Raw genomic sequence first — 15,970 nt, forward strand, 5'->3', positions numbered from 1 at the left:
TGACGAAGGAAGTTATAAGCTAATTTAAAGTGAGTTTATCGCTAGCAACAATAAAGATAAACGAGCAGCTTATAACTGACGAAGGAAGTTATAAGCTAATTTAAAGTGAGTTTATCGATAGCAACAATAAAAAATTATTTATTCAAATATTACTCTAACTTTATCATCTATATAATCTTCAGATATATTATCAAGCTCTTTTATTTTTGATATCATAGCATCTCTCATATCATTGCCAGTCATAACAATATCTTTTCCTTTTTCACCTATAGAGTTTCCATTACTGTCATGATACCCGTCTCCTCCTAAAAATATGAAGCTGGATAAAATAGTCCTATAATCCTTATTTTCATCAATAGCCTCTCCATTTAAATAAGCCTCTAATAATTCGCCGTCTATATTATATTTTACTTCCATTCCTCTTGATAATTGTAAAAAAGCACCAGCCCCCCTCTTTTTACCAGATATTTTAAGCATATCAATAATATCTTTTCCTGTCAATGTAACTATTACTGCCTCATTATCAAATGGGAAAAATTCATTTTGTATATTGCCTAAAGTGATATTTCCTTTTTTTAAAGGTGTTCTAAGTCCTCCCGAATTCATAAATACAATATCAATATCATCATAAGAATCTATAACTAAATCGCAGGCAAAATTTCCTATAGCCATAGAATTAGATCTTATTCCGTCATGAGCCAAGTCAATAGGCAGATTTCCTATTCTTACATTGAACTCTTTATCAACCGTACCTTTCATCTCATCAATAAATGCAAGCATATCTGCATCCTGTTCTATAGTATTGTCCATTGGAATAAGCTTATAATCAAAGTTGTTGATTACTCCGTCATTAATATCTAAATTAATATTTCCTAAAAATCTCCCATAATAGCCCGCCTGTACAATAGGAGTACCCTTTACAAAATCAGCCTCATATAATTCCGTATGACTATGTCCGCCTATTATTATATCAAATGTATTAGGCATAGCCTCAGCAATTTTTTTATCTCTTTCATATCCTACATGACTTAATAGTATTGTAATATCATTTGTAGTATTAAGAGGCGTTTTTTTCATAAAATTTTTAAGCGATTTTATCTCTTCTTCAAAAATTAAATCCTTTGCATATTTAGGATTATAAACAGAATCCGCAGTAGTTATGCCTATTACTGCAATATTTATGCCATTAACATTTGTAACCATATACGGAACTGCATAATAACTATCGTCCGATTTATTTTTTATATTAATAGAAAGAGTAGGAAATTTTCTCTCCTTCATTATTTCAGCAAAATTATCAGCTCCGTAATCTATAAAATGATTTCCTACAGCAGCTGCATCTACACCAATCATATTCATAATATCAACCTCATCTCTTCCCTGAAATACTGTTGAATATACGCTTCCTGTAATAGTATCCCCAGCGTGAAGAACTAATACATTTTCATTTGTAGATTTAACCTGTTTTATATATGCTGCCCTTCTTGATGCTCCGTACATATAATTAGTTTCTGGAGGATATGCTTCTTTATTTATTATTTTTTCCTCTTCATCTCTGCCGTGAGTATCATTCATATGTATTATAGTAATATAGCCTGTATTTCCGGATTTCTTAGAAGATGAATTAGAACATGAAAATAAAACTAGAGCGATGAACATTAATATAATATATATTTTTTTTGTCATATCAAACTCCTGATGAAAATATTAGAGACTTTAAAATTATATAAAATTTTATACTATTTTACAATAGTGAAAATAGTACAATAATATAAAATTTATATTTAAGTATATCTTATAAAATATATAAATTAATACTCTTATTATATTATAAATATTTTATTATTTTTTATTTTGTAATATATTTAAAAATCTGTCAGTAAAATATTCTATATATCCTAAAAAAGCAAAAAATAAAGTAATAAATAATACATTTCTTAATACTATTTTTAAGCCGTATTTATCTATATCAGTAAAAAAGTAAGGGTAATAGCTTCCGTTAGAAAAGGGTTCTCCTAATCTAGCCCTTATAAGTATGAAAATAAAATAAATAATAGGTATCAAAAGCCAAAGCAAAGGATCTATTATCTTATAAATGCCCTTAATATCAAAAATAATATAATCTAAAATAGTCATAATGGGTAAAATATAATGGAGTATGATATTTCTAATATAAGGCAAACCTTCATATTTTTCAGCTGTAGGACTTAATAAAAAATGATATACCAAAAATGTAACCGTTATAGACATTGTAACAGCACCTTTGAATCTTGGATATAATGATTTATCTTTTTTTATTATATTAATAATATCCAAAATAAAATAAACTATTACAAGCATATTGCTTTGATATGTAAAATAATATACAGCTTCTATATCAAATTTAAAATTGTTTGGGAAAAATCCGCTTATAACCGCAAAAGAACCAATGACTGATAATATTATCTTATATAAAATATTAATTTTCTTTTTAATCATATATTGTATAAAGCTATTCATCTAATAATTTATTTTTATATTACTAATATTTATTAAAGCATTATCTATAAATTTAATAATAAAACACATAATATAAAAATTATTTAATTATAATTCCTTTTGAAGGTATATTTAAAACCATTATTTCAGAATCTATTTTCTTTTTAGCAAAATTCTCTTTCATAACATTAGAAACTTTTTTAATTATTTTCTCATCATTTTTAACCAAAGCAAGTATAGAAGAACCTGCACCGCTTATAGTAACAGAATAGGCACCTGCATTTTTTGCCTGTTTAAATAAATCTTTAAGTCCCGGTATAAATTTCGCCCTATAATCCTGATGAAGCTTATCATCTGATGCCGTTTCAAGTAAATCAAGTCTGTTTGAAAATAATGCTGATGTCAAAAGTGCCGCCCTTGAAATATTGAATACAGCATCTTTAAAACTTATCTCTTTAGGCAGGGCATTTCTGGCAGTTTCAGTACTCAAATAAAAATTCGGAATCGCTACAACAGCTTTTAAATTTTTAGGAGGATTAATTTTAACATATTTGAAATCCTCATTTTTTATTACAACTCCCGATATAATGCCTCCAAGTATAGCAGGAGATACATTATCAGGATGCCCTTCCAACTGCACCGACATATTTAATATATCATAATCAATAGAAAGTTTATTTCCGAGTATATAATTAGCACAAAGAAGTCCGCCTATTATAGCCGCAGAACTGCTCCCAAGCCCCCTTGAAAGAGGTATTCTATTTATACATTTTATAATATAGCCATTATCAGGCTTTGATTTTAATTTTTTATATACCAGCTTCATAGCATCAAGTATCATATTATTATCTTTTGATATTTCGTTTTCGCCCTCTCCTATTATTTCAAATTCTATCTTTTTTGAATTTTCATTGGAGTAAATATGTATTTCATTATACAAATTCAAAGCAAGCCCCACACTGTCAAAACCAGAGCCTATATTAGCGGAAGTAGCAGGTATTTTAAAAGTGATTAATTTTTTATTTTTTATTGTATTATTTTTATTCTTATTTTGAACTTTATTCATAGATTATATTCCTATAGCTTTTCTTATTTCTTCTATATCATTATCAACTTTTATAGGGGACTCGCAAATTTTTATAGAATTATCAGGATCTTTTAATCCGTTTCCAGTTAATACAGAAACTACAATATCACCTTTATTTATTTTTCCAGCTTTGAAAGTTTTTATAATACCCGCTAAAGAAGCAGCAGAAGCAGGTTCAGCAAATATGCCTTCTTCTCTTGCAAGCATTTTATAAGCCTCTAATATTTCATCATCAGTAACAGAATCTATAAAACCATTGGATTCATCTGCCGCATTAACAGCCAATTTCCAGCTTGCAGGATTTCCTATTTTTATAGCGGTAGCCAAAGTCTGAGGATTTTCTATCACTCTATTTTGCACTATAGCAGCAGAACCTTCAGCCTCAAAACCTATCATTTTAGGCAAATTAGATACTTTTCCATTTTCCTTATATTCTTTAAATCCCATCCAATATGCAGATATATTTCCTGCATTTCCTACAGGCACAGCCAAATAGTCAGGAGCTTTTCCTAATGTATCGCAAATCTCAAATGCAGAGGTTTTCTGTCCCTGCAGTCTGAAAGGATTAATAGAGTTTACCAATGTAATAGGATATTTATCTGTAATATCAATAACAGCTTTTAATGCCTCATCAAAATTTCCTTTAATAGCTATAACTTTAGCACCATACATCAAAGCCTGAGCCAGTTTACCCAAAGCAATATTACCGTCTGGTATAACTACTATACATTGAATGCCAACTCTTGCAGCATAGGCAGCAGCGGATGCAGAAGTATTTCCTGTAGAAGCACACATTATAGCTTTAGAACCTTCTTCAAGTGCCTTAGCAACTGCCATTACCATACCTCTGTCTTTGAATGAGCCTGTAGGATTAAGTCCGTCATATTTAAAATATAATTCTATTTCTCCAAGTTCTTTTCCTATTTTTTCAGCTTTTATTAAAGGAGTATTTCCTTCATGCAATGTTATTAATGGAGTTTTATTGTTAATAGGCAGATATTCTCTATATTCTCTTAAAAGTCCTTTCCATTCTTTCATATATTATCCTTAAGTAAATTATTAAAAAATTATTATCAATAGTATTTGATATAGAATATAGCATAAAGCATTATTTTTCAAGGCTTTATTATCTATTATATAAAATATTATTAATTATAATAAAAAATAAACAAGATTTAAATATTTGCAAAAATATTTGAAAATGATAGTATTATATTATTTATAATAATAGTATTATAATATTTATAATATTAAGAACAAATTAATTGATATTAAGGAAATAAATATGAATATAGATAATATTAATAATATAAGAAAAAAGGTGAAGACTGTAAATATAGGAAATATTTTAATAGGGGGCAATAACCCTATAAGCATACAATCTATGACAAATACTGATACCAGAGATATAAAATCTACAGCTGAGCAAATAAAATCTCTTGAAGAAGCGGGTGCTGATATAGTAAGGCTTGCTGTACTCGATATGGAGGCTGCAAAATCTATAAAAGAAATAAAAAAACAAACTAAAGTGCCTTTAATAGCTGATATACATTTTGATTATAGATTAGCATTAGAAAGTATGAAAAGCGGAATAGATTCATTAAGATTAAATCCCGGAAATATAAAAGATAAAGAAAAAGTAAAAGAAGTGATAAAGGAAGCTAAAGAGAGAAATCTTACTATAAGAGTAGGAGTAAACGGGGGCAGTTTGGATAGAAGCATATACAAGGAAGTAACTCCTGAAAATATGGTAAAAAGTGCTGCTGAACATATAAAATTAATGGAAGATTTGGATTTCACAAATATAAAAGTGTCTCTAAAATCTTCAGATATACAAACCACAATAAAAGCCAATACTTTATTCAGAGAAAAATTTGATTATCCTATACATTTGGGTGTAACAGAAGCGGGTACATTAAGAAGTTCTCTTATAAAAAGTACAAGTGCATTATCATATTTACTAATACAGGGCATTGGAGATACTATAAGATATTCTATAACAGGCGATCCTTCAGAAGAAGTTATGGCAGGAAAAATGCTTCTTAAATTTTTAGGAATAAGAAATGAACCTTCTATAGAAATAATATCATGTCCTACCTGCGGAAGATGTCAGGTTGATGTTGAGGATATTGCAGGCTATATAGAAAGATATGTACAAAATATAAAAAAGAATATTACTATTGCTATTATGGGGTGCGTGGTAAACGGACCTGGTGAGGCTAGGCATGCCGATTTTGGTGTTGCTGGTACAGGAGACGGAAATTTTATATTTTTTGAAAAGGAAAATGAACCTATAAAAGTAGCCAAAAATAATATTATAGCTTTCCTTACAAAAAAAATTGAAGAGTTTTGAAATCTCTAATTATATAATAAAAATTATCAATATTTAATTAATACCTTTTTAGTAAAATTTTAAGTAACCGCAAAGTATTGAAAAAAATATTGTATATGTTAGTATAGCCCTATTTTTGAGATTTGGCGGACGCATATAATAACTTTAAAAAAATATGCAGAGTTTTTTAATCAGAGTAAAATTATACAAAAAGAATTTTGGAGCGGTAATGAATGCATAACGGAAAAATTAAAAACATAATATTTGTAAGAAAAGAATCATACAAAAATAAATTATATCATTTATATAAAAAATTATTAATTGATATTCCAAAATAAATTTAAAATGCTCTAAATTATATATTTTATTTACATACTAGGCAATTATACTCATATAAAAAAATGGAAAATAAATTAGGTGTAGAAGTATCATTATTTTTCTAATAAAAATTAAGAATTATAGAATTAATAAAATAAAAACTGTATATGTTAATAATATATGAATTGTTAATATATGCATTAAAAAAATTTTACATTATTTTAATATAATATATAATAACTCTTCAAATAAGAGGTAATTAATATATGGCATTAATGTTAAATGATGAACAAAAACAAGCTGTAGAACATATAAACGGACCATTGCTTGCATTGGCAGGAGCGGGTTCTGGAAAAACTAGAGTTATTACAGAGAGAATTGCATATTTAATAAAAAATAATATCCCTCCAAGTCAAATATTGGCTGTTACTTTTACCAATAAGGCGGCAGCAGAGATGCGTGAGCGTATAATAAAACTCTTAAAAGAAAAGCCAAAGAATTTAGTAGTAAGTACTTTTCACTCTTTTTGTGTTAGAGTATTGAAAGGAGATATTGAAAAGCTAGGGTACAAAAATAATTTTAGTATATATTCTTCATCTGACAGCAGAACTCTTATAAGAAGTATTTTAAGAGAGATAAAAATTAATACTCTTAATTATGATGAAAATTTATTTGCTTGGTATATAGACAGATATAAAAATAATTTGATGAAGCCTTATGAAGTAGAGCCTCATGATGATTTTGAAAAAATGACTAAAAGAGTTTATGAGGTTTATCAAAGTTATTTAAAAGGATATAATGCCGTTGATTTTAATGATCTTATTAATCTTACGATAGATTTATATATAGAGTTTCCTGAAGTTCTTGATAAATATCAGGAGAGATTCAGATATATAATGATAGATGAATATCAGGACACCAATTTTGCACAGTATAAACTTACCACTTTATTAGCATCAAAGTATAGAAATATTGCCGTTGTGGGTGATGATGATCAAAGCATATATGCATTCAGAGGTGCTGATGTATCAAATATATTATCATTTGAAAATGAATATCCTGATGCAAAAATTATAACGCTTACAAAAAATTACAGAAGTACAAAAGCAATACTTGAAGCTGCACATTCTGTTATAAGCAATAATACTCAAAGAAAAGATAAAAAGGTAGTGGCAGAAGGAGAAGAAGGGATACCGCCTACAATAATGCCGTGCGAAGATGAAAGAGAAGAAGCTCAGTTTGTGGCAGATTCTATAATAAATTATTCTATAAGCAAAAAATTAAATTATGAGGATTTTGCAGTACTTTTTAGAATGAATGCTCAGTCAAGACTTTTTGAAGAGGCTTTCAGACTTAGGGGCTTGCCTTATACAGTAGTCGGTGCTTTTCAATTTTATGAAAGAAAAGAGATTAAAGACATACTTGCATATCTTAATTTATTTGTAAACCCTGAAGATGAAGTTTCATTATTAAGAGTTATAAATATACCTAAAAGAGGAATAGGAGCTGTAGCTATAAATAATCTAAATGAAAAAAGTATAAAAAACGGAGTATCATTATATCAGACATTGCTTAATTATGAAAATATAGATGAAATATCTCCAAAAGCCAAAGCAGGAATAAAAGATTTTCTTGAAGTTATAGAACATTATCATAATTTATTTACTGTTGATAAAAATGATTTGGAGCGTCCTAAACTTTATGAGAATATAAATAAATTTTTAGATGTCATTGCCTATCATAATGAAGTTATTAATTCAAGCGATACCAAAGAACAAGGAGCTAAAAAAATAGAGAATATTGAATCTCTTATGAACGGAATACTTGAATATGAAAAATCAAATAAAAATGCTACTTTAAAAAATTATTTAGATAGAATTTTACTTATGAGTATAGAAGAGCAGAATGAAGAAGAGAATAAAAAGAAAGGCATAATGCTTATGAGTATACATGCAGCTAAAGGGCTGGAATTTCCTTATGTTTATATTTGCGGTATGGAAGACGGTATTATTCCTCATCATAAAAGTTCTTCAGAAATGGAAATAGAAGAGGAAAGAAGACTTTGCTATGTTGCTATGACTAGGGCTAAAAAACATTTGACACTAACCTATTGCAGAAGCAGAATAAAGATGGGAAAAAAATTAGAATGTACTCCTTCGGTATTTTTGAAGGAGATGAGCGAGAATTTACCTGAAGAAATGGCTATGAATGAAGAAGAGTTTTTCTCTAATTTAAAAGCTTCTTTAAAGCCAGAAAATAAATAATAAATCATATATTTAAAACAAATATAATTTATGAAAATTACTTTGATTATATAATAATAATTGTCTTTTAATGTATCTATATAATTTTGCAAATATCAGGAACTCGCAATTTTTATAATATCAGTTATTAGCTATTTTAAAGCGAGTTTAGCGATAGCAATAATAATAAACAATTAATCCGCTTGACTTTTATTATTATAGTATTATAATAGCATTATGTAATTAGTATATTAACCAACAAATAAAAAAGCATTATGCTTTATTTCTTATTTTGAATGGGGGTTAATATATGTTTGTAAAATTAAATAAAGTTTCTTTTTCTTATGACGGCTCTGATAATATATTAAATGATGTTTCTTTTCATATAGATAATACCTGCACTGCTATAGTCGGAGAGAATGGCTGCGGTAAAACTACGCTTGCTAAACTTATAACAGGTATATTAAATCCTAATTTAGGAAGCATAGAATATTCAAATAAAAATATGATAAATGTTTACTTAAATCAGGAATGCAGCGATATGCCTGATAATGCTGAGAATTTATTTTATGATGATAATTCATATTCAGGATATTTAATTTCTTTATTTAAAATAGATTACAGCTATTTATATAGGTTTGATACATTAAGTTTCGGAGAGAGAAAAAGACTTCAAATAGCAGCAGCACTTTCAAATAATCCTGATATATTGGTATTAGATGAGCCTACAAATCATATTGATATTGAATGTAAAGATATACTTATTAATGCTATAAAAAGACTTAATTGTATTGTTATAATTATTAGTCATGATATTGATTTTCTTGATGAATTAGCGTCTAAATGTATATTTATAAGAAATGGAATATGTAAAATGAGAATAGGTAATTATACTCAATGCAGAGAGTATGAAAAAGATGAAGAAGATTATAATTTTAGCTTATATGAGGAGAGCAGAAAGAAAGTAAAAATACTTGAGGCTAGATATAAAAAGCTTCAAAATGAATCTGATTTAAAAAGAATAAAATGCGGAAGTAAAAGGCATATAGATAAAAAAGATCATGATGCTAAAGGAAAAATTGATGCTGCCAGACTTACAGGTAAGGACAGCAGATTAGCATCTAAAGCTAAGCAGGCTAAAGGCTTATATAATAAAAATAAATTAGAAAGCGAAGCTTTATATACTAAAAAAAGAGAAGTTATGAATATGGAGTTTAGAGGCGAAAGATATAAAGGAAAATTTTTATTTTTTTTAGAGGCAGGAGAAACTAAAATAAATAATGTCATTTTAAAGCATTCTGAACTTATAATAAAAAAAGACAGCAGAATAGGTATTGAAGGGGCAAATGGTGCAGGAAAAACATCTTTATTAAATTATATAATAGAAACAATGCATAATAATTCTATAGATAAAAATAAGATAGTTTATATACCTCAGAATATAGATAGAGAAAATTGGAAAAAAATGTTTAATAATATAAAATCATTGGATAATGAATCATTTGGTTTTTTGATGAGTTTTGTTAATAGACTAGGAAGCAATCCGAAATCTGTAATTAATTCTTATAATCATAGTCCCGGCGAGATTCGTAAAATAATGCTTGGAATGTCTGTACTTAAAAATCCTTATATTATAGTATTAGATGAGCCTACGAATCATATTGATATAGATTCTGCAGAACTTTTACAAGATGCTTTAAAAAGTTTTGATTGTGCCTTAATCATAGTAAGTCATAATAGGAATTTTTTAAAAAATACAGTAAATACTTTATGGAATATAAAAATTACGGATAAATATAGTATTTTAGATATTAAAGATACTGTATGAATATATATTTTTATTAATATCTATATTAATTTTAAAAAATTACTTCCGATAATAAGTTGTATATTTGATAAGGTTATATTTATGTATTTTAATGTTAGAATTAGTTCTAAAATATTTTATAGTATCATATTAGTTGCAATAGCTTTTATGATATATGTATTTGTTTTTAGTTCTAAAGGTTTTCTTACATTAGATTCCAAAAAAGATATAATAGAAAATGAAAAAAAGAAAATAGAAGAACTTAATAGAAGAAAAATTCAAATATCAAGCAATATAAAAAGACTTAAAACAGATAAAGAATATATCTTATCGTATGCTAAAACATTCGGTTATTTAGATGAAACAAAAAATGAAAAGATTATAAAAATAATAAAAAATGATGAAGATAGTAAAAATATTTCATCTGAATCATCTTCTGTAAATACAAAAGAAATTGATAATTATATTAATATTAAAGGTGCTTTGATATTGGCATTTATGATAGTTATGTGTTTTGTATCTTATATATTATTAGTCAACAAAAATATTCTTCATAAATTAAAAAAGAAAAAGATAATTCCTTTAAAGGGCTAATTCTTTATTTTTTAAATAGGATACTGTAAAGAGAATAGAAATCCTGCATCTTTATTTATAGGTTCATAAAAAGGCATAAAATTAAAACTAAATCCTTCATTTTTCTTTTTGCCGTAAACTCTTTGATAGCTGTCATACGCTACAGCAGCCCCGCAGAATATACCTGCAGTTATTTCAAAAAGCATAGAAGATACCCATAATTTTTTATATCTGTTTCTTCCTGTAGTTGAAGGTGCTACATTGACGTTTTCTAGAGCTTCTAATCCAAATACCAAATATGTGGCATAACTATATGAAAAAAATGCTGTCAAAATAAATGTTACTTCAGTATATCTTAAAGGATTACTTTTATAAGGGGTTTCAGGCATAATAGGAGAACTTACAACTTGTTTTTGATTTATAATATTATTTCCTTCCATACTGAAAAATGAATCAATATTATTGGTGTTTATACTGTATTCTGATTTCAATTCTTCATTTTGTTCTATTATCTCTTTTTTTCCTGCATTTTCATTAGTACCATACTCTTTTGCTATATCCGAAAAATAAAAAGCACCGAAAAAAGTGTTTGATATGATAAATAATATTGCTATAACTTTTTTGCTCATTTATAGTAGAAAAAACGCTCCAAATGCGAATTCCAATCCTGTAAGTTTAACTGTTTTTATATTTTCAGGCAAAGAAATTTCATTGCCTTCGCTGAAAACACCCAAATTAATAGGATTTGTATAAAACCTATATCCTATTCCTAAATTTATACCTATTTTATCTGTAATATTATATTGTAAATAGGCTAATGCTCCTATGCCGAACATAATATCTATTGAATTTATTTTAGCACCATTTTTCAGCTGAAGATAATCATTGATATAGTAATTTCCTCCATATACTTCGCCTATAGTTGTAAATGATATTCCCATACCTATATAAGGACTTATTATAAGCCTTAAAACTTCCTGATACAAGTTTATATTAATATCAAAATTAAATCTAGTATCTACAGCATAGCTGGACTTAAAAAAATCGCCGAATAGTATGCCTAAACTTAAATTTGGAGAAAATAATGCACCATTATACATCATTTTCAAATGCACTCCTAATGCATATTCATTTTTATTTAATGATATTTTTATTTTTCCTTCATTAGGCTTAAAGCTGCTTTGATATGTTTTTTGAAAAGATTCTATATTGTATGATGCATAATTTAATGCTACAGCAAAACCGAAATCCCCTACAACTGTTTCTCTTGCTATATCACCAACTTGTATATTTTTTCCTCTTGAAATTTTTGCTATTAAATAATCATTATTAAGTTCTTTTATTCTAAGAGTTCCTTTATACTGATATCCTCCGCTTATCACATTATCAGGAGATATCATTATATCATCTTTTTTTGAATAAACTTTAAATCTGGTTCTTTTATCTATTCCATGATTTCTTCCAGCAAGCAGATATATATTTCCTTCATCTATATATGATATTTTAAGCATTATTTTGAATATATCTCTCATTTTATTTTCAACTTTATATGCTAAATCACTGCATGCTTCATTAATAAGGCTTTCCCTTAGAGAATGAGAAGGATAGCTTGTGGTACAATAATAGCTTGATCCTCGTAATTTTGAAGAATATAGTATTTTTGCTGTTTCTACATCGACTATTTGAAGCACCATTTCCACTTTAGCGTATAAGCTTATAGTATCATCATTATATTCAATATCAACATTTGCCAATGTTATTCTTCCTGTCAAAGCTTTTGAATATCCGTATATTTTACCTACTTCAATAAGCTGCTTATCTGTTATGCCTGCTAATTGAAGCTCCATTTCTTTTAAGTATTTATCTAAATTTCTTCTGTCTACAATATTAAATCTATTCATTTTTGTTAATGAATGTTCTATTAGTGCCGTCATTTTTTTTCCAACTTCTTTATTATATCCTGATGAGGCATCTAATATTTCAAAAACAGCTATATTTTCTTTTTCATACCTTTCTCCTATCTCTCTTCTTAATTGCTGTGAAAAAAGAATAGATGGAAGTATAAGCATTATAAATATAATTTTTTTTATAATCATTTTTATACAATTCTTACCTAACTAAATATAGTTTTATATATTTATATTATATTTAATTTAAAAATAAAGTCAATTTATATTATTTTTAATTTTTATTGAAAATAATATGAATTGAATATATTATATAATAATATTAAAATAAAAAGATAAGGAGTATTGTTTATGAGTGAAAGCAGTATAAAGTACAGTTCAGCAGGAAATTTAGTATGTTTAACTATGAATAAATCATATAATATAACCAGCTTTAGTATAGATGAAAGTCTGTTATCAAAGGATCAAAAAGAGTTATTAGAGGAAATGATAAGTTCAAGCATAAATGAAGCAGTTTCAAAGGTATCTGAATTAAAAAATAAATTGGAAGAAGATGATAATAAGAATGATAATAAAGAAAAATTTAATAGGCAGCCTAATTTATTTAATATGAATTTTAATGATATAAATCAAATGTTCGGAGATATAAGTAAAATGGCATCCGTAGAATATAAAGACGGTAAAATAAGTATTTCTTTGGATTCTATAACACCTGATATGATATCGAAAGTGAATGATATTATGAATAATATAAATAAAAATAATAATAATGATGATAATAATAAGGAATAACTGTTTTGAATAATATACAATCTTTGGATAGGCTTACTCAGATTATAGCAAGGCTTCCGGGTATAGGTTCAAGAACTGCTTTTCGTCTTGCTTTATATTTATTTGACTGTGATGATGAATATCTGAAAGAATTTTCTGATATTTTATTATCATTGCATAAAGATATAAAGTTATGCAGTGAATGTTATAGTTTAAGCGATAATGATATTTGTTATATATGCAGTAATGATAAAAGAGATCATAATAAAATATGTGTTGCAGAATCATATTCTGATATGCTTGCTATAGAAAATACGGAGGAATATAATGGAGTTTATCATATATTAGGCGGGCTTATAGCACCAATTAAAGGAATTGGAATAAGCGATATAAGGATAAAAGAACTTATAGAAAGGGTTAAAAAAAATAACATAGAAGAAATAATGATAGCATTCAGTGCCTCATTAGAAGCGGATACTACTGCATCATATATATATAAAACATTAAGAGATAATAATTTTAATGGAAAAGTAACGCATATTACTTATGGTATTTCTTTGGCAAGCGATATAGAAAATGCAGATACTAGGTCTTTGGCTAGAAGCATTTTAGACAGAGTTGAAATGAATTAAAATATTTTGTAATTAATTTAAAATTATATTTATTTGAATACAAGTAAATGCAAAAATTATAAGTTTTAATATTTAATAATATTAAAAAGAAATTATATATTTATTTTTAATTAACATAACAATAAAATTAGCTTGATTTAATACTAATTTATGATAATCTTAATAGGTTTAATAATTATAAAAAAAGCTAATCGAGGATTATATGAATACTAAATATATATTTGTAACAGGCGGAGTTGTATCTGGTTTGGGTAAGGGAATAACAGCATCTTCATTAGGAAGACTTTTAAAGGCTAGAGGATTAAGCGTAACTATACAGAAATTTGATCCTTATATCAATTTAGACCCAGGTACTATGAGTCCTTTTCAGCATGGAGAAGTTTTTGTTACAGATGATGGGGCGGAAACTGATTTGGATATTGGGCATTATGAGAGATTTATAGATGAGAGTTTAAATAAATTCAGCAATGTTACTACAGGAAAAATATATCAGCATGTTATAAATATGGAGCGTGAAGGCAAATATTTAGGAGAAACTGTTCAGGTTATACCGCATATTACTAATGAAATCAAAAGGAGAATATACAGAGAAAGCGATACAAAAATAACCGATATAGTAATAACTGAGATAGGCGGAACTATAGGAGATATAGAATCTCTTCCTTATGTTGAAGCTATAAGACAGATAAAAACAGAATTAGGTCAGGATAATGTTTTGTATATACATGTAACATTAATACCTTTTATAAGTTCATCTGAGGAGATAAAAACAAAACCTACTCAGCATAGTGTAAAAGAACTTATGCAAAGCGGTATTATACCTGATATTTTGGTATGCAGAACCAGTAAGCATTTGCAGGAATCTCATAAAGCAAAGATAGCATTATTCTGTAATGTACCTAAAGAAAATGTATTTGAAAACTTTGATGAGCCTAATATATATGCCGTTCCTTTAATGCTTGAAGCTCAGGGGCTTTCCGATGTAGTATGCAGGCATTTCAAACTTCAGACTGCAAAGATAGATTTGGAGGCTTGGACTGATTTAATATATAGGCAGAAAAATATAGCTATAAAAAATGAGAGGGTAAAAATAGCTATAGTAGGAAAGTATATATCTATGAAAGATGCTTATATATCTTTGACAGAGGCTTTGAATCATGGCGGTATATATAATGATATTAATGTTGATATAGAATGGATTTCGGCTGAAGAATTAGAAAATAAAGATAATGTATCAGAGTATTTGAAAGATATTCAAGGACTTATAATACCCGGAGGATTTGGCGAGAGAGGTGTTGAAGGAAAGATTAATGCTATAAAATATGCAAGAGAAAATGAAATACCTTATTTTGGGATATGCTTAGGCATGCAGCTTATGAGTGTTGAGTTTGCAAGAAATGTATTAAAATTAGAAGATGCTAATACTATAGAAGTAAAAGAAGATGCTGAAAATCCTATAATTACCCTTATGGAAGAGCAGAAAAAAAATATATTAAAGGGCGGTACTATGAGATTAGGTGCTTTTGAATGCGATATAAAAAGCGGAAGTTTGGCTCATAAATTATATGATAAAACAGAGATAAGCGAAAGGCATAGACATAGATATGAGTTTAATAATGAATATACAGAGGCGATGGAAAAAGAAGGATTTATTATAACAGGAAAAATGAAAAATGCTGATTTGGCTGAAATTGCAGAAATAAAATCTCATCCTTTTATGATAGGAGTTCAGTTTCACCCTGAATTAAAATCAAGAATTACAAATCCGCATCCTTTATTTGTAGGATTTATAGAGGCGGCTAAAAAACTTAAAAAATAAATA

At 27.4% G+C, this 15,970-nt stretch carries 13 protein-coding genes; 7 read left to right on the plus strand and 6 right to left on the minus strand.

Going from position 1 to position 15,970, the window contains the following annotated elements:
* Nucleotides 1-138: 138 nt before the first annotated feature.
* The 4 genes from QZ288_RS07380 to thrC form a co-directional block, all read right to left on the minus strand.
* The gene (locus QZ288_RS07380; protein ID WP_295157098.1) at nt 139-1,686 is read right to left on the minus strand and encodes a bifunctional UDP-sugar hydrolase/5'-nucleotidase; all 1,548 of its coding nucleotides are present in this window, start codon (nt 1,684-1,686) and stop codon (nt 139-141) included.
* 156 nt (nt 1,687-1,842) lie between these two features.
* Nucleotides 1,843-2,478, minus strand: coding sequence for a Pr6Pr family membrane protein (locus QZ288_RS07385; RefSeq protein WP_295157100.1), 636 nt, complete (start codon nt 2,476-2,478; stop codon nt 1,843-1,845).
* Between the two features lie 100 nt (nt 2,479-2,578).
* Entirely contained in the window at nt 2,579-3,544 is a 966-nt protein-coding gene (thrB, locus tag QZ288_RS07390) for a homoserine kinase (RefSeq protein WP_295157102.1), read from the minus strand.
* A gap of 3 nt (nt 3,545-3,547) precedes the next feature.
* Nucleotides 3,548-4,603: a threonine synthase gene (thrC, locus tag QZ288_RS07395; protein ID WP_295157104.1), complete on the minus strand. Its 1,056-nt coding sequence runs from the start codon at nt 4,601-4,603 to the stop codon at nt 3,548-3,550.
* Between the two features lie 247 nt (nt 4,604-4,850).
* On the opposite strand from thrC, the gene ispG reads away from it, so the two are divergent.
* The 4 genes from ispG (at nt 4,851) to QZ288_RS07415 (ending at nt 10,859) form a co-directional block, all read left to right on the plus strand.
* Nucleotides 4,851-5,918 (plus strand): flavodoxin-dependent (E)-4-hydroxy-3-methylbut-2-enyl-diphosphate synthase, encoded by a 1,068-nt coding sequence (ispG, locus tag QZ288_RS07400; protein WP_295157106.1) that lies wholly within the window; start codon nt 4,851-4,853, stop codon nt 5,916-5,918.
* 563 nt (nt 5,919-6,481) lie between these two features.
* Nucleotides 6,482-8,479 carry a UvrD-helicase domain-containing protein gene (locus QZ288_RS07405; RefSeq protein ID WP_295157108.1) on the plus strand — a complete coding sequence of 666 codons (1,998 nt, stop codon included), beginning with the start codon at nt 6,482-6,484 and terminating at the stop codon, nt 8,477-8,479.
* 289 nt (nt 8,480-8,768) lie between these two features.
* Nucleotides 8,769-10,286: a ribosomal protection-like ABC-F family protein gene (gene abc-f, locus QZ288_RS07410; protein ID WP_295157110.1), complete on the plus strand. Its 1,518-nt coding sequence runs from the start codon at nt 8,769-8,771 to the stop codon at nt 10,284-10,286.
* An 81-nt stretch (nt 10,287-10,367) separates the two neighbouring features.
* Nucleotides 10,368-10,859: a septum formation initiator family protein gene (locus QZ288_RS07415; RefSeq protein ID WP_295157112.1), complete on the plus strand. Its 492-nt coding sequence runs from the start codon at nt 10,368-10,370 to the stop codon at nt 10,857-10,859.
* 11 nt (nt 10,860-10,870) lie between these two features.
* Here the strand turns inward: QZ288_RS07415 and QZ288_RS07420 are convergent, their stop codons facing one another.
* Nucleotides 10,871-11,467, minus strand: a complete 597-nt coding sequence (locus QZ288_RS07420) for a hypothetical protein (protein ID WP_295157114.1) — start codon at nt 11,465-11,467, stop codon at nt 10,871-10,873.
* Nucleotides 11,468-12,934 (minus strand): CsgG/HfaB family protein, encoded by a 1,467-nt coding sequence (locus tag QZ288_RS07425; RefSeq protein ID WP_295157116.1) that lies wholly within the window; start codon nt 12,932-12,934, stop codon nt 11,468-11,470.
* Between the two features lie 162 nt (nt 12,935-13,096).
* Here QZ288_RS07425 and QZ288_RS07430 point away from each other — a divergent pair, with 162 nt between their 5' ends.
* The 3 genes from QZ288_RS07430 to QZ288_RS07440 all read left to right on the plus strand — a co-directional run bounded on the left by QZ288_RS07430 (nt 13,097) and on the right by QZ288_RS07440 (nt 15,967).
* Nucleotides 13,097-13,537 (plus strand): YbaB/EbfC family nucleoid-associated protein, encoded by a 441-nt coding sequence (locus QZ288_RS07430; protein ID WP_295157118.1) that lies wholly within the window; start codon nt 13,097-13,099, stop codon nt 13,535-13,537.
* 5 nt (nt 13,538-13,542) lie between these two features.
* A complete protein-coding gene (gene recR, locus QZ288_RS07435; protein ID WP_295157120.1) occupies nt 13,543-14,148 on the plus strand; it encodes a recombination mediator RecR in 606 nt (201 codons plus the stop codon).
* Between the two features lie 202 nt (nt 14,149-14,350).
* Nucleotides 14,351-15,967 carry a CTP synthase gene (locus QZ288_RS07440; protein WP_295157122.1) on the plus strand — a complete coding sequence of 539 codons (1,617 nt, stop codon included), beginning with the start codon at nt 14,351-14,353 and terminating at the stop codon, nt 15,965-15,967.
* Nucleotides 15,968-15,970 lie beyond the last annotated feature (3 nt).

Source organism: uncultured Brachyspira sp., assembly GCF_910578695.1.
Classification (GTDB): domain Bacteria; phylum Spirochaetota; class Brachyspiria; order Brachyspirales; family Brachyspiraceae; genus Brachyspira.